Annotated in this window: 18 protein-coding genes; 17 read left to right on the top strand and 1 reads right to left on the bottom strand. The window is 72.8% G+C overall.

The genetic code is table 11. The features are described 5' to 3' along the window. Positions 1–2: 2 nt before the first annotated feature. The 12 genes from ACZ303_RS16985 (at position 3) to ACZ303_RS17040 (ending at position 15,048) form a co-directional block, all read left to right on the top strand. Positions 3–1,289, top strand: a complete 1,287-nt coding sequence (locus tag ACZ303_RS16985) for a dihydroorotase (RefSeq protein ID WP_467339584.1) — start codon at positions 3–5, stop codon at positions 1,287–1,289. Then, on the top strand, positions 1,286–1,873 hold the full coding sequence (locus ACZ303_RS16990) for a PH-like domain-containing protein (RefSeq protein ID WP_467339586.1): 588 nt from the start codon (positions 1,286–1,288) through the stop codon (positions 1,871–1,873). The genes ACZ303_RS16985 and ACZ303_RS16990 overlap by 4 nt, the downstream gene beginning before the upstream one ends. Continuing rightward, positions 1,870–3,012: a glutamine-hydrolyzing carbamoyl-phosphate synthase small subunit gene (carA, locus tag ACZ303_RS16995; protein WP_467339588.1), complete on the top strand. Its 1,143-nt coding sequence runs from the start codon at positions 1,870–1,872 to the stop codon at positions 3,010–3,012. The genes ACZ303_RS16990 and carA overlap by 4 nt, the downstream gene beginning before the upstream one ends. Further along, positions 3,005–6,313, top strand: a complete 3,309-nt coding sequence (gene carB, locus ACZ303_RS17000; RefSeq protein WP_467339590.1) for a carbamoyl-phosphate synthase large subunit — start codon at positions 3,005–3,007, stop codon at positions 6,311–6,313. Before carA ends, carB begins: the two co-directional genes overlap by 8 nt. An 89-nt stretch (positions 6,314–6,402) precedes the next feature. Then, entirely contained in the window at positions 6,403–7,518 is a 1,116-nt protein-coding gene (locus tag ACZ303_RS17005; protein WP_467339592.1) for a quinone-dependent dihydroorotate dehydrogenase, read from the top strand. A gap of 5 nt (positions 7,519–7,523) precedes the next feature. Next, positions 7,524–8,393 carry an orotidine-5'-phosphate decarboxylase gene (gene pyrF, locus ACZ303_RS17010; protein WP_467339661.1) on the top strand — a complete coding sequence of 290 codons (870 nt, stop codon included), beginning with the start codon at positions 7,524–7,526 and terminating at the stop codon, positions 8,391–8,393. A gap of 226 nt (positions 8,394–8,619) precedes the next feature. Next, positions 8,620–8,943 carry an integration host factor gene (locus tag ACZ303_RS17015; RefSeq protein ID WP_087928986.1) on the top strand — a complete coding sequence of 108 codons (324 nt, stop codon included), beginning with the start codon at positions 8,620–8,622 and terminating at the stop codon, positions 8,941–8,943. 38 nt (positions 8,944–8,981) lie between these two features. Continuing rightward, positions 8,982–9,572: a guanylate kinase gene (gene gmk / locus ACZ303_RS17020; RefSeq protein ID WP_467339595.1), complete on the top strand. Its 591-nt coding sequence runs from the start codon at positions 8,982–8,984 to the stop codon at positions 9,570–9,572. A 34-nt stretch (positions 9,573–9,606) separates the two neighbouring features. Further along, positions 9,607–9,879, top strand: a complete 273-nt coding sequence (rpoZ, locus tag ACZ303_RS17025; RefSeq protein ID WP_004948662.1) for a DNA-directed RNA polymerase subunit omega — start codon at positions 9,607–9,609, stop codon at positions 9,877–9,879. Positions 9,880–9,994: 115 nt separating this feature from the next. Further along, the gene (coaBC, locus tag ACZ303_RS17030; protein WP_467339597.1) at positions 9,995–11,203 is read left to right on the top strand and encodes a bifunctional phosphopantothenoylcysteine decarboxylase/phosphopantothenate--cysteine ligase CoaBC; all 1,209 of its coding nucleotides are present in this window, start codon (positions 9,995–9,997) and stop codon (positions 11,201–11,203) included. A gap of 176 nt (positions 11,204–11,379) precedes the next feature. Next, complete coding sequence (metK, locus tag ACZ303_RS17035) at positions 11,380–12,588, top strand: methionine adenosyltransferase (protein WP_467339599.1); 1,209 nt, start codon at positions 11,380–11,382, stop codon at positions 12,586–12,588. Positions 12,589–12,894: 306 nt separating this feature from the next. After that, on the top strand, positions 12,895–15,048 hold the full coding sequence (locus tag ACZ303_RS17040) for a primosomal protein N' (RefSeq protein WP_467339601.1): 2,154 nt from the start codon (positions 12,895–12,897) through the stop codon (positions 15,046–15,048). 243 nt (positions 15,049–15,291) lie between these two features. Here the strand turns inward: ACZ303_RS17040 and ACZ303_RS17045 are convergent, their stop codons facing one another. Continuing rightward, positions 15,292–15,801 (bottom strand): hypothetical protein, encoded by a 510-nt coding sequence (locus ACZ303_RS17045; RefSeq protein WP_467339603.1) that lies wholly within the window; start codon positions 15,799–15,801, stop codon positions 15,292–15,294. Positions 15,802–16,058: 257 nt separating this feature from the next. Here ACZ303_RS17045 and fmt point away from each other — a divergent pair, with 257 nt between their 5' ends. From fmt to ACZ303_RS17070, 5 genes are all read left to right on the top strand, one after another. Continuing rightward, the gene (gene fmt / locus ACZ303_RS17050) at positions 16,059–16,994 is read left to right on the top strand and encodes a methionyl-tRNA formyltransferase (RefSeq protein ID WP_467339605.1); all 936 of its coding nucleotides are present in this window, start codon (positions 16,059–16,061) and stop codon (positions 16,992–16,994) included. A 52-nt stretch (positions 16,995–17,046) separates the two neighbouring features. Next, positions 17,047–18,483 (top strand): RsmB/NOP family class I SAM-dependent RNA methyltransferase, encoded by a 1,437-nt coding sequence (locus ACZ303_RS17055; protein WP_467339607.1) that lies wholly within the window; start codon positions 17,047–17,049, stop codon positions 18,481–18,483. 229 nt (positions 18,484–18,712) lie between these two features. Further along, positions 18,713–19,399 carry a ribulose-phosphate 3-epimerase gene (rpe, locus tag ACZ303_RS17060; protein WP_467339609.1) on the top strand — a complete coding sequence of 229 codons (687 nt, stop codon included), beginning with the start codon at positions 18,713–18,715 and terminating at the stop codon, positions 19,397–19,399. A gap of 149 nt (positions 19,400–19,548) precedes the next feature. Continuing rightward, positions 19,549–20,538, top strand: coding sequence for a sugar-binding transcriptional regulator (locus tag ACZ303_RS17065; RefSeq protein WP_467339663.1), 990 nt, complete (start codon positions 19,549–19,551; stop codon positions 20,536–20,538). Positions 20,539–20,944: 406 nt separating this feature from the next. Then, the gene (locus ACZ303_RS17070; protein WP_467339611.1) at positions 20,945–22,387 is read left to right on the top strand and encodes a GuaB1 family IMP dehydrogenase-related protein; all 1,443 of its coding nucleotides are present in this window, start codon (positions 20,945–20,947) and stop codon (positions 22,385–22,387) included. Positions 22,388–22,471: the final 84 nt, after the last annotated feature.

Here is a 22,471-nt window from a genome sequence, read left to right on the forward strand (position 1 = left end):
CCATGAGCAAGATCCTTATCCGTGGTGCGAAGCTCCTCGGCGGCGAGCCGCAGGACGTCCTCATCGACGGCGAGACCATCGCCGCGGTGGGCACGGGCCTCGACGCCGGCGACGCCACGGTCATCGAGGCCGACGGCAAGATCCTGCTGCCCGGCCTGGTCGACCTCCACACCCACCTGCGCGAGCCCGGCCGGGAGGACTCCGAGACCGTCCTGACCGGCACGCGCGCCGCGGCCAGCGGCGGCTACACGGCCGTCTTCGCCATGGCCAACACCTTCCCCGTCGCGGACACCGCGGGCGTCGTCGAGCAGGTCTGGCGGCTGGGCAAGGAATCCGGCTACTGCGACGTGCAGCCCATCGGCGCCGTCACCGTCGGCCTGGAGGGCAAGCAGCTCGCCGAGCTGGGCGCCATGCACGACTCCGCCGCCGGCGTCCGGGTCTTCTCCGACGACGGCAAGTGCGTCGACGACGCTGTGATCATGCGCCGCGCGCTGGAGTACGTGAAGGCCTTCGGCGGTGTCGTGGCCCAGCACGCCCAGGAGCCCCGGCTCACCGAGGGCGCCCAGATGAACGAGGGCATCGTCTCCGCCGAGCTCGGCCTGGGCGGCTGGCCGGCCGTCGCCGAGGAGTCGATCATCGCCCGCGATGTGCTCCTCGCCGAGCACGTCGGCTCCCGCGTGCACATCTGCCACCTCTCCACCGCCGGCTCCGTCGAGATCGTCCGCTGGGCCAAGTCCCGCGGCATCGACGTGACCGCCGAGGTCACCCCGCACCACCTGCTCCTCACCGACGAGCTGGTGCGCTCGTACAACCCGGTCTACAAGGTCAACCCGCCGCTGCGCACCGAGCGCGACGTCATGGCCCTGCGCGAGGCCCTCGCCGACGGCACCATCGACATCGTCGCCACCGACCACGCCCCGCACCCGCACGAGGACAAGGACTGCGAGTGGGGTGCGGCCGCCATGGGCATGGTGGGTCTGGAGACCGCCCTGTCGGTCGTGCAGCACACCATGGTCGAGACCGGCCTGCTCGACTGGGCCCAGGTCGCCGACCGGATGTCCTTCCGCCCGGCCGCCATCGGCCGCCTCACCGGCCACGGCCGTCCCGTCGCCGTCGGAGAGCCCGCCAACCTCACCCTGGTCGATTCGGCTTACCGTGGAGTGGTGGACCCCGCGGGCTTCGCCTCCCGCAGCCGCAACACCCCCTACGAGGGCCGTGAGCTGCCGGGTCGCGTCACCCACACCTTCCTGCGGGGCCGCGCGACGGTCGTGGACGGGGAACTGGCGTGACACCTGCACTGATCAATCTGGCGGACGGGGAGAAATCCCAGGCCGTCACCGACTGGGCCGCACGCATCGGCTGGGTCGTCGGGCTGCTGCTCTTCATCGCGCTCGTCTACTGGCTGATGCGCGAGGGCTGGAAGTGGCGCGGCACGCTCCAGGGCGACCTGCCCGAGCTGCCCACGGCACCCGCCGAGCCCGGCCGGGCCGAGCTGACCATGACGGGCCGCTACCACGGCTCCACCACCGCCGGCCAGTGGCTCGACCGCATCGTCGCCCGCGGCCTGGGCACCCGCAGCCGTGTGGAGCTGACCCTGACGGACCAGGGCGTCGACGTCGTCCGGCCCGGCGCGCAGGACTTCTTCATCCCGGCCGACGCGCTGCGCGGCGCCCGGCTCGACAAGGGCATCGCGGGCAAGGTCCTCGCCGAGGGCGGCCTGCTGGTGATCACCTGGGAGCACGGCGACAAGCGGATCGACTCCGGCTTCCGCTCCGACCGGGCGGCCGAGCACGCCGCCTGGGTCGAGGCCCTGGGCGGAAACAGCACGGAACACACACAGCACAACGAGAACAAGACGGAAGGCGCACGATGACGACCTCCACCCGGGGAGCCGCGAAGGTTCCCGCCGTACTCGTCCTGGAGGACGGCCGGACCTTCCGCGGCCGTGCCTACGGGGCCGTGGGGGTGACCTTCGGCGAGGCGGTCTTCAACACCGGCATGTCCGGCTACCAGGAGACCCTGACCGACCCGTCGTACCACCGCCAGGTGGTCGTCATGACCGCCCCGCACATCGGCAACACCGGCGTGAACGACGAGGACCCCGAGTCGGCCCGTATCTGGGTCGCCGGCTACGTCGTCCGCGACCCCGCCCGCACCCCCTCCAACTGGCGCTCGCGCCGCTCCCTCGACGAGGAGCTCGCCCAGCAGGGCGTCGTCGGCATCAGCGGCATCGACACCCGCGCCCTGACCCGCCACCTGCGCGAGCGCGGCGCCATGCGGGTCGGCATCTTCTCCGGCAACAGCCTGCCCGACGAGGGCACGATGCTCGCCGAGGTGCGCCAGGCCCCCGAGATGCAGGGCGCCGACCTCGCCGCCGAGGTCGCCACCAAGGAGAGCTACGTCGTCCCCGCGATCGGCGAGAAGAAGTTCACCGTCGCCGCGGTCGACCTCGGCATCAAGGGCATGACCCCGCGCCGGATGGCCGAGCGCGGCATCGAGGTGCACGTCCTGCCCGCCACCGCCACGCTGGAGGACATCTACGCCGTCGCCCCCGACGGTGTGTTCTTCTCCAACGGCCCCGGCGACCCGGCCACGGCCGACCACCCGGTCTCCGTGATGCGCGGCGTCCTGGAGCGGAAGACCCCGCTCTTCGGCATCTGCTTCGGCAACCAGATCCTCGGCCGCGCGCTCGGCTTCGGCACCTACAAGCTGAAGTACGGCCACCGCGGCATCAACCAGCCCGTGCAGGACCGGACGACCGGCAAGGTCGAGGTCACCGCGCACAACCACGGCTTCGCCGTCGACGCCCCGCTCGACAGCGCGACCGACACGCCCTACGGCCGGGTGGAGGTCTCCCACGTCTGTCTCAATGACAACGTGGTGGAGGGTCTCCAGTTGCTCGACCAGCCGGCATTCAGCGTCCAGTACCACCCCGAAGCAGCAGCGGGCCCGCACGACGCCGCCTACCTGTTCGATCGCTTCGTCTCCCTGATGGAGGGCCAGCGTGCCTAAGCGCACCGACATCCAGTCCGTTCTGGTCATCGGCTCCGGCCCGATCGTCATCGGCCAGGCCGCCGAGTTCGACTACTCCGGTACCCAGGCCTGCCGCGTCCTGAAGTCCGAGGGCCTGCGGGTCATCCTGGTCAACTCCAACCCGGCCACGATCATGACCGACCCGGAGATCGCAGACGCCACGTACGTCGAGCCGATCACCCCGGAGTTCGTCGAGAAGATCATCGCCAAGGAGCGCCCCGACGCGCTCCTGCCCACCCTCGGCGGCCAGACCGCGCTCAACACCGCGATCTCCATGCACGAGCAGGGCGTCCTGGAGAAGTACGACGTCGAGCTCATCGGCGCCAACGTGGAGGCCATCCACAAGGGCGAGGACCGCGACCTGTTCAAGGGCGTCGTCGAGGCCGTCAAGGCGAAGATCGGGCACGGCGAGTCCGCCCGCTCGGTCATCTGCCACACCATGGACGAGATCATCGCGGGCGTCGACGAGCTCGGCGGCTACCCCGTCGTCGTCCGCCCCTCCTTCACCATGGGAGGCGCCGGCTCCGGCTTCGCGCACGACGAGGAGGAGCTGCGCCGCATCGCCGGCCAGGGCCTGACGCTCTCCCCGACCACCGAGGTGCTCCTGGAGGAGTCCATCCTCGGCTGGAAGGAGTACGAGCTGGAGCTGATGCGCGACAAGAACGACAACGTCGTGGTCGTCTGCTCCATCGAGAACTTCGACCCGATGGGCGTGCACACCGGTGACTCGATCACCGTCGCCCCGGCGATGACGCTCACCGACCGCGAGTACCAGCGGCTGCGCGACATCGGCATCGCGATCATCCGCGAGGTCGGCGTCGACACCGGCGGCTGCAACATCCAGTTCGCGGTCAACCCCGAAGACGGCCGGATCATCGTCATCGAGATGAACCCGCGCGTCTCGCGGTCCTCGGCGCTCGCCTCCAAGGCCACCGGCTTCCCGATCGCGAAGATCGCCGCCCGGCTGGCCGTCGGCTACACGCTGGACGAGATCCCCAACGACATCACCGAGAAGACCCCGGCGTCCTTCGAGCCCACGCTCGACTACGTCGTCGTCAAGGCCCCCCGCTTCGCGTTCGAGAAGTTCCCGGCCGCCGACGCCACCCTCACCACGACCATGAAGTCGGTCGGCGAGGCCATGGCCATCGGCCGTAACTTCACCGAGGCGCTGCAGAAGGCGCTGCGCTCGCTGGAGAAGAAGGGCTCGCAGTTCGACTTCGTCTCCGAGCCCGGCGACAAGACCGAGTTGCTGGCCAAGGCGGGCATCCCCACCGACGGCCGGATCAACACCGTCATGGACGCCATCCGCGCCGGCGCCACCCAGGGCGAGGTCTTCCACGCCACCCGCATCGACCCCTGGTTCGTCGACCAGCTCTTCCTGATCCACGAGATCGCCGAGGAGCTGCGCGACGCGGTCAAGCTGGAGCCGGGGATCCTCGCAGAGGCCAAGCGCCACGGCTTCTCCGACGCCCAGATCGCCGCCATCCGCGGCCTGCGCGAGGACGTCGTCCGCGAGGTCCGCCACGCGCTCGGTGTCCGCCCGGTCTACAAGACGGTCGACACCTGCGCCGCCGAGTTCGCCGCGAAGACCCCGTACTTCTACTCCTCCTACGACGAGGAGTCCGAGGTCGCGCCGCGCGAGAAGCCCGCGGTGATCATCCTGGGCTCGGGCCCGAACCGCATCGGCCAGGGCATCGAGTTCGACTACTCCTGCGTCCACGCCTCCTTCGCGCTCAGCGACGCCGGCTACGAGACCGTGATGGTCAACTGCAACCCCGAGACCGTCTCCACCGACTACGACACCTCCGACCGGCTCTACTTCGAGCCGCTCACCCTGGAGGACGTCCTGGAGATCGTCCACGCGGAGACCCTCGCCGGCCCCGTCGCGGGCGTCATCGTCCAGCTCGGCGGCCAGACCCCGCTCGGCCTGGCCCAGGCGCTCAAGGACAACGGCGTGCCGATCGTCGGCACCTCGCCCGAGGCCATCGACCTCGCCGAGGAGCGCGGTGCCTTCGGCCGGGTGCTCACCGAGGCCGGGCTGCCCGCGCCGAAGTACGGCACCGCCTTCTCCTTCGAGGAGGCCAAGGGCATCGCCACGGCCATCGGCTACCCCGTCATGGTCCGCCCGTCCTACGTGCTCGGCGGCCGCGGCATGGAGATCGTCTACGACGAGCCCTCCCTCGGCGAGTACCTGGAGCGGCACGCCGGCCTGATCTCCGAGCACCCGGTCCTCATCGACCGCTTCCTCGACGACGCCATCGAGATCGACGTCGACGCGCTCTACGACGGCCAGGAGCTCTACCTCGGCGGCGTCATGGAGCACATCGAGGAGGCCGGCATCCACTCCGGCGACTCCGCCTGCGCGCTGCCCCCGATCACCCTCGGCGGCTACGACATCAAGCGGCTGCGCGCCTCCACCGAGGCCATCGCCAAGGGCGTCGGCGTCCGCGGCCTGATCAACATCCAGTTCGCCATGGCCGGCGACATCCTCTACGTGCTGGAGGCCAACCCGCGCGCCTCCCGCACCGTCCCCTTCACCTCGAAGGCGACCGCCGTGCCGCTGGCCAAGGCCGCCGCCCGCATCTCGCTGGGCGCCACCGTCGCCGAGCTGCGCGCCGAGGGCATGCTGCCCAGGGAGGGCGACGGCGGCACGCTGCCGCTGGACGCGCCGATCTCCGTCAAGGAGGCCGTGATGCCGTGGAGCCGCTTCCGCGACGCCTCCGGCCGCGGCGTGGACACCGTCCTCGGCCCGGAGATGCGCTCCACCGGCGAGGTCATGGGCATCGACAAGGTCTTCGGCACGGCGTACGCCAAGTCGCAGGCCGGCGCGTACGGCGCGCTGCCCACCAAGGGCCGCGCGTTCGTCTCGGTCGCCAACCGCGACAAGCGCTCGATGATCTTCCCGGCCCGTGAGCTGGTCGCCCACGGCTTCGAGCTGCTGGCCACCTCCGGCACCGCCGAGGTCCTCAAGCGCAACGGCATCAACGCCACCGTCGTGCGCAAGCAGAGCGAGGGCGAGGGCCCGAACGGCGAGAAGACGATCGTCCAGCTCATCCACGACGGCCAGGTCGACCTGATCGTCAACACCCCGTACGGCACCGGTGGCCGCCTCGACGGCTACGAGATCCGTACCGCCGCGGTCGCCCGCGCGGTGCCCTGCCTGACCACGGTCCAGGCGCTCGCCGCCGCCGTGCAGGGCATCGAGGCGCTGACCCGCGGTGACGTGGGCGTGCGCTCGCTGCAGGAGCACGCGGAGCACCTGACCGCCGCCCGGCAGTAGATCCTCGCCCGTCCGCCCGCCCCTCTCACGGGGCGGGCGGACGGCCATGACGGACACCCCGCTCGCCCAACGAAGGTCTGGCCCCCCCCATGTACTCCCTCTTCTTCCGACTGATCTTCCGGCGGATGGACCCCGAGCGGGCTCACCACCTGGCCTTCAGGTGGATCCGCCTCGCCGCGGCCGTCCCCGTGCTGCGCACCTTCGTCGCGGCCGTCCTCGCCCCCCGCCACAAGGCGCTGCGCACCGAGGCGTTCGGCCTGCGCATGCACGGCCCCTTCGGCCTCGCCGCCGGCTTCGACAAGAACGCCACCGCCATCGACGGCATGACGATGCTCGGCTTCGACCACGTCGAGATCGGCACCGTCACCGCGCAGCCGCAGCCCGGCAACCCCAAGAAGCGCCTCTTCCGCCTCGTCGCGGACCGCGCGCTGGTCAACCGCATGGGCTTCAACAACGACGGCTCCGCGGCCGTCGCCGAGCGCCTGGCCACCCGCAAGGCGGCCTTCCGCACGACGGTCGGCGTCAACATCGGCAAGACCAAGATCGTGCCGGAGGCGGAGGCCGTCGCCGACTACGTCACCTCCACCGAGCGCCTGGCCGCCCACGCCGACTACCTCGTGGTCAACGTCTCCTCCCCGAACACGCCGGGGCTGCGCAACCTCCAGGCCACCGAGGCGCTGCGCCCGCTGCTGAGCGCCGTCCGCGAGGCCGCCGACCGCACGGTCACCTCCCGCCGCGTGCCGCTACTGGTGAAGATCGCCCCCGACCTCGCCGACGAGGACGTCGACGCCGTCGCCGACCTCGCCGTCGAGCTGGGCCTGGACGGCATCATCGCCACGAACACCACGATCGCCCGCGACGGACTGGGCCTGCGGACGCCGAAGGGCACCGTCGAGGCCATCGGCGCCGGCGGCCTGTCCGGCGCCCCCCTCAAGGCCCGCTCCCTGGCGGTCCTGAGCCGCCTGTACGCCCGTGTGGGCGACCGGATCACCCTCGTAGGGGTCGGGGGCATCGAGACCGCCGACGACGCCTGGGAGCGCATCCTGGCGGGCGCCACGCTCGTCCAGGGCTACAGCGCCTTCATCTACGAGGGTCCGTTCTGGGCCCGGGGGATCCACCGGGGCCTCGCCGAGAAGCTGGCCGCCAGCCCGTACGCCACCCTCGCCGAGGCCGTCGGCGCCGAGCACCGGAAGGTGACCGCATGACCTCCGTGACCCCCCTGGAGCCCTTCGGCGCCCGGCTGCGCCGCGCCATGGACGAGCGCGGACCGCTCTGCGTCGGCATCGACCCGCACGCCTCGCTGCTCGCCGACTGGAACCTCACGGACGACATCCGGGGCCTGGAGCGCTTCACGCGCACCGTCGTGGAGGCGCTGGCCGACCGGGTCGCCGTCCTCAAGCCGCAGTCCGCGTTCTTCGAACGCTTCGGCTCGCGCGGCATCGCCGTCCTGGAGCGGGCCGTCGCCGACGCCCGCGCCGCCGGCGCGCTCGTCCTCATGGACGCCAAGCGCGGCGACATCGGCTCCACCATGGCCGCCTACGCCGCCACCTACCTCGACCCGGCCTCGCCGCTGTTCTCCGACGCCGTGACCGTCAGCCCCTACCTCGGCTACGGCTCGCTGCGCCCGGCCCTGGACCTGGCGCGCGAGAGCGGCACCGGCGTGTTCGTCCTGGCGCTCACCTCCAACCCCGAGGGCGCCGAGGTGCAGCACGCGCTCCGGGCCGACGGCAGGAGCGTCGCCGCGACCATGCTGGAGCACCTGAAGGCCGAGAACGCGGGGGCGCGGCCCATGGGCTCGTACGGCGCGGTCGTCGGCGCGACGCTGGGCGACACGCTCGGCGCGGCCGGCGCCGACCTGGCCATCGACGGCCCGCTGCTGGCCCCCGGCATCGGGGCCCAGGGCGCGACCGCCGCCGACCTGCCGAAGGTCTTCGGCGCCGCCGTGCGCGACGTCGTGCCCAACGTCAGCCGTGGCGTCCTGCGCCACGGTCCGGACGTCGCGGCGCTGCGCGCGAGCGCGGCACGTTTCGCGGACGAGGTGCGGGAAGCGGTGGACGCGAGCGGGCCAGTGGCGCGATAACGCCCACGTCGGGCAAGAATTGTCGGGCAGTATGCCCGGAAAAGTCCTGGTCGAGCGAGTCTGACCAGGACTTTTCGTCTGTTCTCGCTGACTGGAGCGGGATCGGCCGCTAGTCTCCGACGAGAGCGAACGTGCAAGCGCGTTGCTCGTTGCTCCCCAGGTGTGGGCCGACTAGGTTCCTCACCGGTCCGTTATCCGACAGTTCGATATCCGAGGTGACGTAGGCGTGGCTCTTCCGCCCCTTACCCCTGAACAGCGCGCAGCCGCGCTCGAAAAGGCCGCCGCGGCTCGCCGGGAGCGCGCCGAGGTCAAGAATCGGCTCAAGCACTCCGGCGCCTCGCTGCACGAGGTCATCGAGCAGGGCCAGAAAAATGAAGTCATCGGCAAGATGAAGGTCAGCGCACTCCTGGAGAGCCTTCCGGGTGTGGGCAAGGTCCGCGCCAAACAGATCATGGAGCGGCTCGGGATCTCCGAGAGCCGCCGGGTGCGCGGGCTCGGCTCCAATCAGATCGCCTCTTTGGAGCGTGAGTTCGGCGGCAAGGCCGCCTGACGTTCCCAGGCACTCCTGGGAACCGGGATAATCGCTGCATGAGTTCTGCAGTCTCCCGGGGGACGTCCCCCGTCCCCCCGGCCGGACAACCGCGGCTGACCGTGCTCTCCGGCCCCTCCGGGGTCGGTAAGAGCACGGTCGTCGCCCATATGCGCAAGGCCCACCCCGAGGTGTGGCTGTCGGTCTCCTGCACCACCCGCAAGCCGCGCCCCGGCGAGCGGGAGGGCGTCCAGTATTTCTTCGTGGACGACGGTGAGTTCGACAAGCTGATCGCCAATGGTGAGCTGCTGGAGTGGGCCGAGTTCGCCGGCAACCGCTACGGCACCCCGCGCCAGGCGGTCCTCGACCACCTGGAGGCCGGCGAGCCCGTCCTGCTGGAGATCGACCTGCAGGGTGCCCGGCAGGTCCGCGAGACCATGCCGGACGCCCAGCTGGTCTTCCTCGCGCCGCCGAGCTGGGAGGAGCTGGTCCGCCGGCTCACCGGCCGGGGCACGGAGTCGCCCGAGGTGATCGAGCGCCGGCTGGCGGCCGCGAAGGTCGAGCTGGCCGCCGAGTCGGAGTTCGATGTGACGCTCGTCAACACCTCCGTCGAGGACGTGGCGCGCGAACTGCTAGCCTTGCTCCGTTGACCATCTTTCTTCACCCCCCTTCGGAAGGCAGAGAGTGTCCTCTTCTATCACCGCGCCCGAGGGCATCATCAACCCGCCGATTGATGAGCTGCTCGAGGCAACCGACTCGAAGTACAGCCTGGTGATCTACGCCGCCAAGCGCGCGCGTCAGATCAACGCGTACTACTCGCAGCTCGGCGAGGGCCTGCTGGAGTACGTCGGCCCCCTGGTGGACACCCACGTCCACGAGAAGCCGCTGTCCATCGCGCTGCGCGAGATCAACGCCGGCCTGCTGACCTCCGAGGCCATCGAGGCCCCGGCGCAGTAAGCGGCGGAAACAGACGTCACCAAGGGCCCGGCAGCACAGCTGCCGGGCCCTTGGTGTGTCATGGGGTACGGAGAAACCCACGGAAGTGTGCGAGAGCGCGGGGAGAAGCGAAGCGATGGACAAGCCCAAGGTCGTCCTGGGGGTCAGCGGCGGGATCGCCGCCTACAAGGCGTGTGAGCTGCTGCGCCGCCTCACCGAGTCGGGGCACGACGTACGGGTCGTCCCCACCGCCGCGTCGCTGCACTTCGTCGGCGAGGCGACCTGGTCCGCGCTCTCCGGCCACCCCGCCGCCACCCAGGTGTGGGACTCCGTCCACGAGGTGCCGCACGTGCGGATCGGGCAGGAGGCCGACCTCGTCGTCGTCGCGCCCGCCACCGCCGACATGCTGGCCAAGGCCGCGCACGGCCTCGCCGACGACCTGCTGACCAATACGCTCCTCACCGCCCGCTGTCCGGTCGTCTTCGTGCCCGCCATGCACACCGAGATGTGGGAGCACCCGGCCACCCAGGAGAACGTCGCGACGCTGCGCCGGCGCGGCGCGGTCGTCGTCGAGCCCGCCGTCGGGCGCCTCACGGGCGTCGACACCGGCAAGGGGCGGTTCCCGGAGCCGGCGGAGATCTTCGAGATCTGCCGCCGGGTGCTGGCCCGCGGCGCCGGGGCCCCGGCCGCCGACCTCGCCGGCCGCCACGTCGTGATCAGCGCGGGCGGCACCCGCGAGCCGCTCGACCCGGTCCGCTTCCTGGGCAACCGCTCCTCGGGCAAGCAGGGGTACGCCCTGGCCCGTACGGCCGTCGCACGCGGCGCCCGGGTCACGCTCGTCGCCGCCAACAGCGAGCTGCCCGACCCCGCCGGGGCCGATGTGGTGCGCGTCGGCACGGCCGTGCAGCTGCGGGAGGCGGTGCTCAAGGCGGCGGCCGACGCGGACGCGGTGGTGATGGCGGCCGCCGTCGCCGACTTCCGGCCGGCCGCGTACGTCACCGGAAAGATCAAGAAGCGGGACGGCCAGGACCCGGAACCGGTCGTTCTGGTGCGTAATCCGGACATCCTCGCCGAGATCTCCGCGGACCGCCCCCGGGCCGGGCAGGTCGTGGTGGGCTTCGCGGCCGAGACCGACGACGTCCTCGCCAACGGCCGCGCCAAGCTCGCACGCAAGGGATGCGACCTCCTCGTGGTCAACGAGGTGGGGGAGCGCAAGACCTTCGGTGCGGAGGAGAGCGAAGCGGTCGTGCTCGCGCCCGACGGCACGGAGATCCCGGTCCCGTACGGACCGAAGGAGACCCTCGCCGACACCGTCTGGGATCTTGTGGCGCACCGTCTCTCCTGAGGTTCCAGGTATTCCCGGGACGCGAGGTGTCGCAGGTCACCCCGCCGGTGATGTGGGACCGGATGCCCCAACCACGCGAACGCCGGATAAACTGGCCACTGGACTCGCGTCGAGCGCAGCTCTCGGCCGGGTCCGTCAATGATCAGCCAGCAGCCGCTGCAACCCCAGGGAGCGATGTGTCCCGCCGCCTGTTCACCTCGGAGTCCGTCACCGAGGGCCACCCCGATAAGATCGCTGACCAGATCAGCGACACCATTCTCGACGCGCTGCTCCAGGAGGATCCCACCTCCCGCGTCGCCGTCGAGACCCTCATCACCACCGGCCTGGTGCATGTCGCCGGTGAGGTGACGACGAAGGCGTACGCGCCGATCGCGTCGCTGGTGCGCAACAAGATCCTCGAAATCGGATACGACTCGTCCAAGAAGGGCTTCGACGGCGCCTCCTGTGGCGTGTCGGTGTCCATCGGCGCGCAGTCGCCCGACATCGCGCAGGGCGTCGACACCGCGTACGAGAGCCGCGTCGAGGGCGACGAGGACGAGCTCGACAAGCAGGGCGCCGGCGACCAGGGCCTGATGTTCGGCTACGCCTGCGACGAGACCCCCGAGCTGATGCCGCTGCCGATCCACCTGGCGCACCGGCTCTCCCGCCGCCTGTCGGAGGTCCGCAAGAACGGGACCATCCCCTACCTGCGCCCCGACGGCAAGACCCAGGTCACCATCGAGTACGACGGCAACAAGGCCGTGCGCCTGGACACGGTCGTCGTCTCCTCCCAGCACGCGTCCGACATCGACCTGGACTCGCTGCTCGCTCCCGACATCCGGGAGTTCGTCGTCGAGCACGTGCTCAAGGAGCTCGTCGAGGACGGCATCAAGCTCGACACCGACGGCTACCGCCTGCTGGTGAACCCCACCGGCCGCTTCGAGATCGGCGGCCCGATGGGCGACGCCGGCCTGACCGGCCGCAAGATCATCATCGACACCTACGGTGGCATGGCCCGCCACGGCGGCGGTGCCTTCTCCGGCAAGGACCCGTCCAAGGTCGACCGCTCGGCCGCGTACGCGATGCGCTGGGTCGCGAAGAACGTGGTCGCCGCGGGCCTGGCCACCCGCTGCGAGGTGCAGGTCGCCTACGCGATCGGCAAGGCCGAGCCGGTGGGTCTGTTCGTCGAGACCTTCGGCACCGCCACGGTCGACGTGGAGAAGATCGAGACCGCGATCGGCGAGGTCTTCGACCTCCGCCCGGCCGCGATCATCCGCGACCTGGACCTGCTCCGCCCGATCTACGCCCAGACCGCGGCGTACGGCCACTTCGGCCGCGAGCTCCCCGACTTCACCTGGGAGCGCACGGACCGCGTGGACGCGCTGAAGAAGGCCGCGGGGCTGTAGGCCCTCCGCACCACCCGTAGCGCACGGCCCCGGACCGGAAGAAACGGTTCGGGGCCGTTGTGCTGCCGCCAAAGCCCTGGCAGGGCGGGCCGGCGGATCGATAGCCTGCTCCCGCGCCGGGGTGCCCGGTGCGCAGGTGGCGGATCCTTCCGGGGCGAACGCCCCTCGCGGGTTCGAATCCCGCCGCCGGCCCTGTGGCCGGTGTGGCCGAGCGGTCCAAGGCACAAGCACGCCGCCGCCGACCCCTGATCTCGGGCACCCCGCGCGCGGCCGCCCTTGTCAGTGCTCTCTGATAGGACTGGAGCCGTGAGCAGCGAGAACGGGCGGTCGGGGCCGGGGGAGCCCTCTGCGGGGGAACCGCAGGGGGCCGAGCAGCTCGCGCTCATACGGGAGACCGTCCGCCAGGCCAAGGTGCCGCGCGCCAAGCCGCGCACATGGCGGGGCGCGGCGCTCGCCGAGGAGTTCCCGGTGGCCCGGGTGCTCGTGGACAAGGGCCTCATCCACCTCGATCAGTACTTCGACTACGCCGTGCCCGCCGCCATGGACGCCGAGGCACGTCCCGGCGCCCGGGTGCGGGTGCGGTTCGGCGCCCGGGTGGCCAAGGGGCGCCGCGAGGGCGGGGAGCTGCACAACGGCTTCATCGTCGAGCGGCTCGCCGAGAGCGACTACCGCGGCCCCCTGGCGCCCCTCGCCCAGGTGCTCTCCCCGGAGCCCGTGCTCGGCCCCGCCCTGCTCGCCCTGTGCCGCGCCGTCGCCGACCGGTATGCCGGGACCCTCGCGGACGTCGTCCAGCTGGCCGTGCCCCCGCGCCGGGCCCGCGCCGAGAGCGCGCCCTCGCCCGCGCCACTGCCCCCGCCCGCCCCGCCCGAGCCCGGCACCTGGACCCGGTACGCCACCGGCCCCGCCTATCTCGACGCCGTCGCGCGCGGCGACTCACCCCGCGCGGTATGGACGGCGCTGCCCGGCCCGCACTGGCCGGCGGAGCTGGCGCGGGCCGCCGCCGCCGCGCTCGCCTCGGGCCGCGGCGCGCTGATCGTCGCTCCGGACGGCCGCTCGGCCGCCCGCGTCGACGCCGCCCTCACCGAGCTCCTCGGCGAGGGCCGGCATGTGCTGCTGACCGCCGACACCAAGCCGGAGGAGCGCTACCGCCGCTGGCTCGCGGTCAGCCGGGGGTCCGTACGGGCCGTGGTCGGCACCCGCGCCGCGATGTTCGCGCCCGTGCGCGACCTGGGGCTCGCGGCGATCTGGGACGACGGCGACTCCAGCCACAGCGAGCAGCACGCGCCGCAGCCGCACGCCCGCGAGGTGCTGCTGCTGCGGGCGGCGCACGAGAAGGCGGCGTTCCTGCTGGGCGGCTTCGGCTGCACGGTCGAGGCGGCCCAGCTCGTCGACACCGGCTGGGCGCTGCCGCTGACCGCCCCCCGCGAGCGGGTCCGGGCCACCGCCCCCCTGATCCGCACGGTGGGCGACGCCGACCAGGCACGGGACGAGGCCGCGCGGGCCGCCCGGCTGCCGACGCTCGCCTGGCAGGCCGCCCGGGAGGGCCTCAAGCACGGCCCGGTGCTGGTCCAGGTGCCGCGCCGCGGCTATGTGCCGCGCCTGGCCTGCGAGCGGTGCCGGGAGCCCGCGCGGTGCGCGCACTGCGCCGGGCCCCTGGAGGCGCGCGGTGGCGACGGCGAGCTGCACTGCGGCTGGTGCGCCCGCGAGGCGCCGCGGTGGCACTGTCCCGAGTGCGGCGGTTTCCGGCTGCGGGCCCAGGTCGTCGGCGCCCGGCGCACGGCCGAGGAGCTGGGCCGCGCCTTCCCGGCCGTGCCCGTACGCACCTCCGGGCGTGACCACATCCTCGACACCGTCCCCGACGGGCCCGCGCTCGTCGTCTGCACACCCGGTGCCGAGCCGGTGGCCGAAGGCGGCTATGCGGCGGCGCTGCTGCTCGACGGCTGGGCGATGCTCGGCCGCCCCGACCTGCGCGCGGGGGAGGAGGCGCTGCGCCGCTGGCTGGGCGCCGCCGCGCTCGTGCGCGGCCAGGAGGAGGGCGGCACGGTGGTCGTCGTCGCCGAGCCGACGCTGCGGCCGGTGCAGGCGCTGGTCCGCTGGGATCCGGCCGGGCACGCGGTGCGCGAGCTCGCCGACCGGGCCGAGCTGGGGTTTCCGCCGGTGTCCCGGATGGCGTCGGTGACCGGCCCTCCGGAGGCCGTCGCGGATCTGATCGCCGTGGCGGAGCTGCCGGCCGGCGCGGAGGTGCTCGGCCCGGTGCCGCTCCCGGTGACGGCGGCGGGCCGCCCGCGCCGCCAGGGCGATCCGCCGCCGGGGGAGCAGTGGGAGCGGGCCCTGGTGCGGGTGCGCCCGGGGCAGGGCGGCGAGCTGGCGGCGGCCCTCAAGGCGGCCCAGGCGGTCCGGCTGGCCCGCCGCGACGGGGAGCCCGTACGGCTGCGGATCGACCCGCCGGACATCGGCTGACGGGCCGGCGCCCGCCGACCCGGTGGAGGGCCTCTGCTCGTCGGCTCGGTGGAGGGCCGCTGGTCGCCGCCGCGACGGCGCCGGGCGGCGCGGCCCGGCGGGTGGCCGACGGGTGCCGGGCTGCCCTCGGGGCGCCCTGCCGAGCGGCGCGGGGCCCTTGCGGCGGCGGCCCGCACGACGGGGGCGCGCCGGACTCCGGCGGGCCGCCGGCCCGTATGCGACGGGGCGGGGCGGGCGGCGGACCTACCCGTTGCGCGGCCCCGGGAAGACCGGGGGGCGCGGCTCCTCGCGGTGCGGGACCGTGGCGGCCTGGCCCGGGACCGCGCGGGCGGCGGGGACGACCGGGACGGCGGCCGGCTCGGTGGTGCGGACGGCCTCGGCGGGCTCCGGGGCGCTCTGGCCGTTCGTCCGGCGCGCGCCGTAACGGCGGTGCACCGCCTGCTTGGTGACCCCCAGCGCCGAACCCACCGCGTCCCAGGAGAAGCCCAGCGAGCGGTCGAAGTCCACCGCCGCCGTCACCAGCGTCTCGACACTGTCACGCAGCTCCTGCGCCAGCCGCACGGTCGGCGCGGGGGCCCGCCCGTAGACGACGAAGCCCGCGGACGGGCCGGTGCGCCGCGGGCGGTAGACGTTGCCCAGCTGAGCGGTGAGGGTGCGCAGGGCGTCCACCTGCCTGCGGACCCGCTCGATGTCCCGGACCAGAAGATGCAGGCTGGCCCGTGCCTGGGCGTCGTGGGTTGCGTGGTCGGCCATGAAGAAGCCTCTCGGACCGGCGGGGTAAAAGGACTAAAAAAGGCGAGAGTTGACAAGGAACGGAAGCGGGCCGCTACTGCGGCCCGTTACGGTCAATCTCTCTTGACCACAACGCGCCACGGCCCGCCGGGTCACGGTATGGGGGCGCACATCCGCCGGAATGGGGCGTGTGACCGCCCGTACGCCCCCTGATCGCCGGGCCCTCTAGACTGGTGGGCTGTTCCACTCGGCGCTCGAGGAGAGGTAGTTCGCCACCCATGAGGCTCGTCTTCGCCGGTACCCCCGAGGTAGCCGTCCCCGCCCTCGACGCCCTGATCGCCTCCGGCCGCCACGAGGTCGTCGCCGTGGTCACCCGGCCGGACGCCCCCGCCGGGCGCGGCCGCCGGCTGGTCGCCAGCCCCGTCGCCCAGCGCGCGGAGGAGGCGGGCATCGAGGTGCTCAAGCCCGTCAAACCGCGCGACGAGGACTTCCTCGTCCGGCTGCGCGAGATCGCCCCCGACTGCTGCCCGGTCGTCGCCTACGGCGCGCTGCTGCCCAAGGCCGCCCTGGACATCCCCGCGCAGGGCTGGGTCAACCTGCACTTCTCCCTGCTGCCCGCCTGGCGCGGCGCGGCCCCCGTCCAGCACGCGATCCTCGCCGGCGACGAGGTCACCGGCGCCTCGACCTTCCTGATCGAGGAGGGCCTGGACTCCGGACCCGTCTTCGGCGTGGTCACCGAGCACGTGCGCCCCACCGACACCAGCGGCGACCTCCTGACGCGGCTCGCGTTCGCGGGCGCCGGGCTGCTCTCGGCCACCATGGACGGCATCGAGGACGGCACGCTCAAGGCCGTGCCCCAGCCCACCGAGGGCGTCTCCCTCGCCCCGAAGATCAATGTCGAGGACGCCCAGCTGGACTGGTCCGCGCCCGCGCTGCGCGTGGACCGCGTGGTGCGCGGCTGCGCCCCCGCCCCCGGCGCCTGGACGGTCTTCCGCGGAGAGCGCCTGAAGGTGATGTCCGTCGCCGTCACCCCCGACCGCACCGAGCTGTCGCCCGGCGAGATCGCCGCCGGGAAGAACTCCGTGCACGTGGGCACCGGTTCGCACGCGGTGGAGCTCCAGTGGGTCCAGCCGCAGGGCAAGAAGCCGATGAAGGCCGCCGACTGGGCCCGGGGTGTGCGCATCGCCGCAGGCGAGCGGCTCGGCGGGGCCTGACGGCAGCGCGTAGGCTGGAGCCCTTCACCACACCAGCCCCGGAGCACCTTTCGTGAACGATCAGGCGTCTCGTCAGCGACCCAGCCGCCCCGCAAAGCCCTACCGCCGGCCCAAGAAGGACCCGGTGCGGATCCTCGCCTTCGAGGCGCTGCGGGCCGTCGACGAGCGGGACGCCTACGCGAACCTGGTCCTGCCGCCGCTGCTGCGCAAGGCCCGCGAGCAGGAGGGCTTCGACGCCCGCGACGCCGCGCTCGCCACCGAGCTGGTCTACGGCACGCTGCGCCGCCAGGGCACGTACGACGCGATCATCGCCTCCTGCGTCGACCGGCCGCTGCGCGAGGTGGACCCGCCGGTGCTCGACGTGCTGAGCCTGGGCGCGCACCAACTGCTCGGTACGCGCATCCCGGCGCACGCGGCGGTGTCGGCCAGCGTCGAACTGGCGCGGGTCGTGCTGGGCGACGGGCGGGCGAAGTTCGTCAACGCCGTCCTGCGGAAGATCACGGCGCATGACTTCGACGGCTGGCTGGAGAAGGTCGCCCCGCCGTACGAGGACGACCCCGAGGAGCACCTCGCCGTCGTCCACTCGCACCCGCGCTGGATCGTCTCCGCCCTGTGGGACGCGCTCGGCGGCGGCCGGGCCGGCATCGAGGACCTGCTCGACGCCGACAACGAACGGCCCGAGGTGACCCTCGTCGCCCGCCCCGGCCGCTCCACGACCGAGGAGCTGCTGGCGGCGGTCGGCGAGGACTCGGCGCTGCCGGGCCGCTGGTCGCCGTATGCCGTACGGCTCGCCGAGGGCGGCGAGCCCGGCGCGCTGGACGCCGTGCGCGAGGGGCGGGCCGGCGTGCAGGACGAGGGCAGCCAGCTGGTCGCCCTGGCCCTCGCCGAGGTGCCCGTGGAGGGTCCGGACAGCCGCTGGCTGGACGGCTGCGCCGGGCCCGGCGGCAAGGCCGCCATGCTCGGCGCGCTCGCCGCGCGGCGCGGCGCCGCGCTGCTGGCCTCCGAGAAGCAGCCGCACCGGGCCCGCCTCGTCGAGCGGGCCCTGGCCGGCAACCCCGGCCCGTACCAGGTCATCGCCGCCGACGGCACGCGCCCGCCGTGGCGCGAGGGCAGCTTCGACCGGGTGCTGGTCGACGTGCCCTGCACGGGCCTGGGCGCCCTGCGCCGCCGCCCCGAGGCGCGCTGGCGCCGCCGTCCCGAGGACCTGGCCGGCTTCGCGCCGCTCCAGCGGGACCTCCTGCGGGAGGCGCTGCGCGCCGTGCGGGTCGGTGGCGTGGTCGGCTACGCGACCTGCTCGCCGCACCCGGCCGAGACGAGGGCGGTCGTCGACGACGTCCTCAAGCGGGACGGCGTCAGCGCGGAACGGATCGACGCCCGCCCGTTCATGCAGGGCGTCCCGGCCCTGGGCGACGGCCCTGACGTGCAGCTGTGGCCGCATCTGCACGGTACGGACGCGATGTATCTGGCACTGCTTCGCCGCACGGCGTAAGGCGGTTGGACACCGCCGGCTCATCCGGGGCGCGCCCCGGGTCCCCAGCGGGAGGGGTCCGGCGCTCTCCCGCTGCCGCGACGGCGGTGTCCGGCCGGTTGGAAGATCAAGCCCGTCCGGCGATCGAGGACACCGCGCGGAGCGGCGGCCGGGGGCCCGGGGGCACCGCCCCCGGTCGTGGGAAGGGGCGGGTAGGGGAAAGAACCCCCGCCATGGCAGGCTTAAGGGCATGGCCGTGCAGATCAACCCCAGCATTCTCTCCGCCGACTTCGCCCGCCTCTCCGACGAGGCGCGGGCCGTCAAGGGCGCCGACTGGCTCCATGTCGACGTGATGGACAACCACTTCGTGCCCAACCTCACCCTCGGCGTGCCGATCGTCGAGTCGCTGAGCCGGGCCACGGACACCCCGCTGGACTGCCACCTGATGATCGAGGACCCGGATCGCTGGGCGCCGCAGTACGTCGAGGCCGGGGCCGGTTCGGTGACCTTCCACGCCGAGGCCGCCGCCGCGCCCGTACGCCTGGCGCGGGAGATCCGGGCCAAGGGCGCGCGCGCCTCGATGGCGCTCAAGCCGGCGACGCCGATCGAGCCGTACGAGGACCTGCTGCCCGAGCTGGACATGCTGCTCATCATGACCGTCGAGCCCGGCTTCGGCGGCCAGGCGTTCCTCGACATCATGCTGCCCAAGATCCGCCGCACCCGTGAGCTGATCTCGCGTCACGGCCTCGAGCTGTGGCTGCAGGTCGACGGCGGGGTGTCGGTGGAGACCATCGAGCGCTGCGCGGACGCGGGTGCGGACGTCTTCGTGGCCGGCTCCGCCGTCTACGGTACGGACGACCCCGCGGCCGCCGTACGTTCCCTGCGCGCGCAGGCGGAGCAGGCCACGGCCGCCGCGCCCTGGGCCTGCGCACACTGAGCGGCCCCCGGCGCTCGCCCGAAATGCTGAGCGCGAGGGGTCAGGGCCTGATCAAGGACCGCCGCATCTGACAGGATGACGGTTGAGTCCACGGATTTGAACACAGAAGTGAGGAGACCGCGGTGTCGACGGGCCGTTCAGCCACGCCGATGGGGCCCGCCGAGCTGGTGCAGGCGGCGGCCATGGCCCGCCGCTTCTACCTCGAGGGCAAGTCGAAGATCCAGATCGCCGAGGAGTTCGGCGTGAGCCGCTTCAAGGTGGCCAGGGTGCTGGAGACGGCCCTGGAGCGCGACCTCGTGCGGATCGAGATCCGGGTGCCGGCCGAGCTGGACGCGGAGCGCTCCGACGCGCTGCGCGCCCGCTACGGCCTGCGCCACGCGGTCGTCGTCGAGTCCCCGGCGGACGCCGCGGACGACGCGCCCGACCCCGAGAACCTCGGCGAGGTGGCGGCTGACCTGCTCGGCGAGCTGGTGCACGAGGGTGATGTGCTCGGCCTCGCCTGGGGCCGCTCGACCATTCACATGGCCGCGGCCCTGCACCGGCTGCCGCCGTGCACCGTCGTCCAGCTCACCGGCGTCTATGACGCGGGCACCGCCGAGCGCGGCTCGGTGGAGGCGGTACGCCGGGCGGCGCAGGTCTCCGGCGGCGAGGCGCACCCGATCTACGCCCCGATGCTGCTGCCCGACTCCGCCACGGCCGACGCGCTGCGCGGCCAGACGGGCATCGCCCGGGCCTTCGACTACTTCGACAAGGTCACCGTCGCCGCCGTCTCCATCGGCTCCTGGGCGCCGGGCATCTCGACCGTCTACGACATGCTCACCGAGGAGGAGCGCGCCCACTACGCCTCCCTCGGTGCCGCCGCCGAGATGTCCGCGCACCTCTTCGACGCCGACGGCCGCCGCATCGGCCGTGACCTCGGGGAGCGGTGCATCACCGTCGAGGCGGACCGGCTGCGCCGTATACCGGAGGTCGTCGCGATCGCCGGCGGGCTGCGCAAGGCGGCGGCGATCGGCGCGGTGCTGCGGTCCGGGCTGGTCACCAGCCTGGTCACGGACACCGCCGCCGCGGACCACCTCCTGCTGGAGACCGGCCCCGGCCCGCGCCCGGCCCTCGACCGGGCGGACCCGGACCAGGGCTGACCGCGCTCCGGCACCCGCCCGGGACCCCACAGCAGGGCCCGTTCCTCCGAGTGAGGGGCGGGCCTTTGGCGTACCCGGGGCGGGCCGGCCCGTGCCGCGTGACCGCTGCTCCTTCGCGTTCCCGCATGAAGGAGCAGCTCGTCGGCCACCGCATCGACGTCGGCGTGCCGTCGAAGGAGAGCCGGGGCGCGCTCGGCGAGCTCGTCCACAAGGCCCCGAGAGCTCTTGGCGGAACCCACAAGCGGTGTCACCCACCCCTGGCCGAAGTCATGAAATCGGCCTCCGGTTCGTCGGTTTTCGGCGTCATCATGGATGATGGGTCCAGGAACCTCAGCCCGATCCGGTGCTGGCTCGGTGCTGACTCCCCACCCGCTCTGTACATAAAACCGCAGGTGAGAGAGCCAGTATGCGATTCCTCAATGACCAGAAGCCGCCGTACGACCTGACGTACGACGATGTGTTCATGGTGCCGAGCCGTTCCGCGGTCGGTTCCCGTCAGGGCGTGGATCTGTCCGCCCCCGACGGGACGGGCACCACCATCCCCCTCGTCGTCGCCAACATGACCGCGATCGCCGGCCGCCGCATGGCCGAGACCGTCGCCCGCCGCGGTGGCCTCGTCGTCATCCCGCAGGACATTCCGATCGAGGTCGTCACCGAGGTCATCTCCTGGGTCAAGGGCCGTCACCTCGTGCTCGACACCCCGATCGTCCTCGCCCCCACCCAGACCGTCGCCGACGGCCTGTCCCTGCTGCACAAGCGGGCGCACGGCGCGGGCGTCGTCGTCGACGGCGACCACCGCCCGATCGGCGTCGTCACCGAGTCGGACCTGACCGGCGTCGACCGCTTCACCCAGCTCTCCGAGGTCATGTCGAAGGAGCTGCTGCTCCTCGACGCCGACATCGACCCGCGCGAGGCGTTCAACCAGCTCGACGCCGCCCACCGCAAGCTGGCCCCCGCGGTCGACAAGGACGGCCGCCTCGCCGGCATCCTCACCCGCAAGGGCGCCCTGCGCGCGACCCTCTACACCCCCGCCACCGACGCCGACGGCAAGCTGCGCATCGCGGCCGCCGTCGGCATCAACGGCGACGTGGCCGGCAAGGCCAAGGCCCTGCTGGAGGCCGGTGCCGACACGATCGTCGTCGACACCGCGCACGGCCACCAGGAGTCGATGATCAGCGCGATCAAGGCCGTGCGCGGCCTCGACCCGCGGGTCCCGATCGTCGCGGGCAACATCGTCGCGGCCGAGGGAGTGCGCGACCTCATCGAGGCCGGCGCGGACATCATCAAGGTCGGCGTGGGCCCCGGCGCCATGTGCACCACCCGCATGATGACCGGCGTGGGCCGCCCGCAGTTCTCCGCCGTCCTGGAGTGCGCCGCCGAGGCCAAGAAGTACGGCAAGCACGTATGGGCCGACGGCGGCGTCCGTCACCCGCGCGACGTCGCCATGGCGCTCGCGGCCGGTGCCTCCAACGTCATGGTCGGCTCCTGGTTCGCCGGCACGTACGAGTCCCCGGGCGACCTCCAGCAGACCGCCGACGGCCGGCAGTACAAGGAGAGCTTCGGCATGGCCTCCGCTCGCGCCGTGCGCAACCGCACCAGCGAGGAGTCGGCCTACGACCGGGCCCGCAAGAGCCTGTTCGAGGAGGGCATCTCCACCTCCCGCATGTTCCTCGACCCGGCCCGCCCGGGCGTCGAGGACCTGATCGACTCGATCATCGCGGGTGTCCGCTCCTCCTGCACCTACGCGGGCGCCGGCTCCCTGGAGGAGTTCGCCGAGCGCGCCGTCGTCGGCGTCCAGAGCGCCGCCGGCTACGCCGAGGGCAAGCCGCTGCACGCCAGCTGGCAGTAGTCCTCGCGCGGTACGGAAAGCGGTACCGAAGCGATACCGAAAGGGGCGCGGCCTGGGTCTCCAGGTCGCGCCCCTTCGGCGTTC

The organism is Streptomyces sp. NPDC023527 (assembly GCF_055560115.1).

Coding starts and splice junctions, on each gene's coding strand:
- ACZ303_RS16985 (WP_467339584.1), top strand. CDS start 3: ATGAGCAAGATCCTTATCCGTGGTGCGAAGCTCCTCGGCGGCGAGCCG.
- carA (WP_467339588.1), top strand. CDS start 1,870: ATGACGACCTCCACCCGGGGAGCCGCGAAGGTTCCCGCCGTACTCGTC.
- ACZ303_RS17005 (WP_467339592.1), top strand. CDS start 6,403: ATGTACTCCCTCTTCTTCCGACTGATCTTCCGGCGGATGGACCCCGAG.
- gmk (WP_467339595.1), top strand. CDS start 8,982: ATGAGTTCTGCAGTCTCCCGGGGGACGTCCCCCGTCCCCCCGGCCGGA.
- coaBC (WP_467339597.1), top strand. CDS start 9,995: ATGGACAAGCCCAAGGTCGTCCTGGGGGTCAGCGGCGGGATCGCCGCC.
- ACZ303_RS17045 (WP_467339603.1), bottom strand. CDS start 15,801: ATGGCCGACCACGCAACCCACGACGCCCAGGCACGGGCCAGCCTGCAT.
- fmt (WP_467339605.1), top strand. CDS start 16,059: ATGAGGCTCGTCTTCGCCGGTACCCCCGAGGTAGCCGTCCCCGCCCTC.
- rpe (WP_467339609.1), top strand. CDS start 18,713: ATGGCCGTGCAGATCAACCCCAGCATTCTCTCCGCCGACTTCGCCCGC.
- ACZ303_RS17065 (WP_467339663.1), top strand. CDS start 19,549: ATGGGGCCCGCCGAGCTGGTGCAGGCGGCGGCCATGGCCCGCCGCTTC.
- ACZ303_RS17070 (WP_467339611.1), top strand. CDS start 20,945: ATGCGATTCCTCAATGACCAGAAGCCGCCGTACGACCTGACGTACGAC.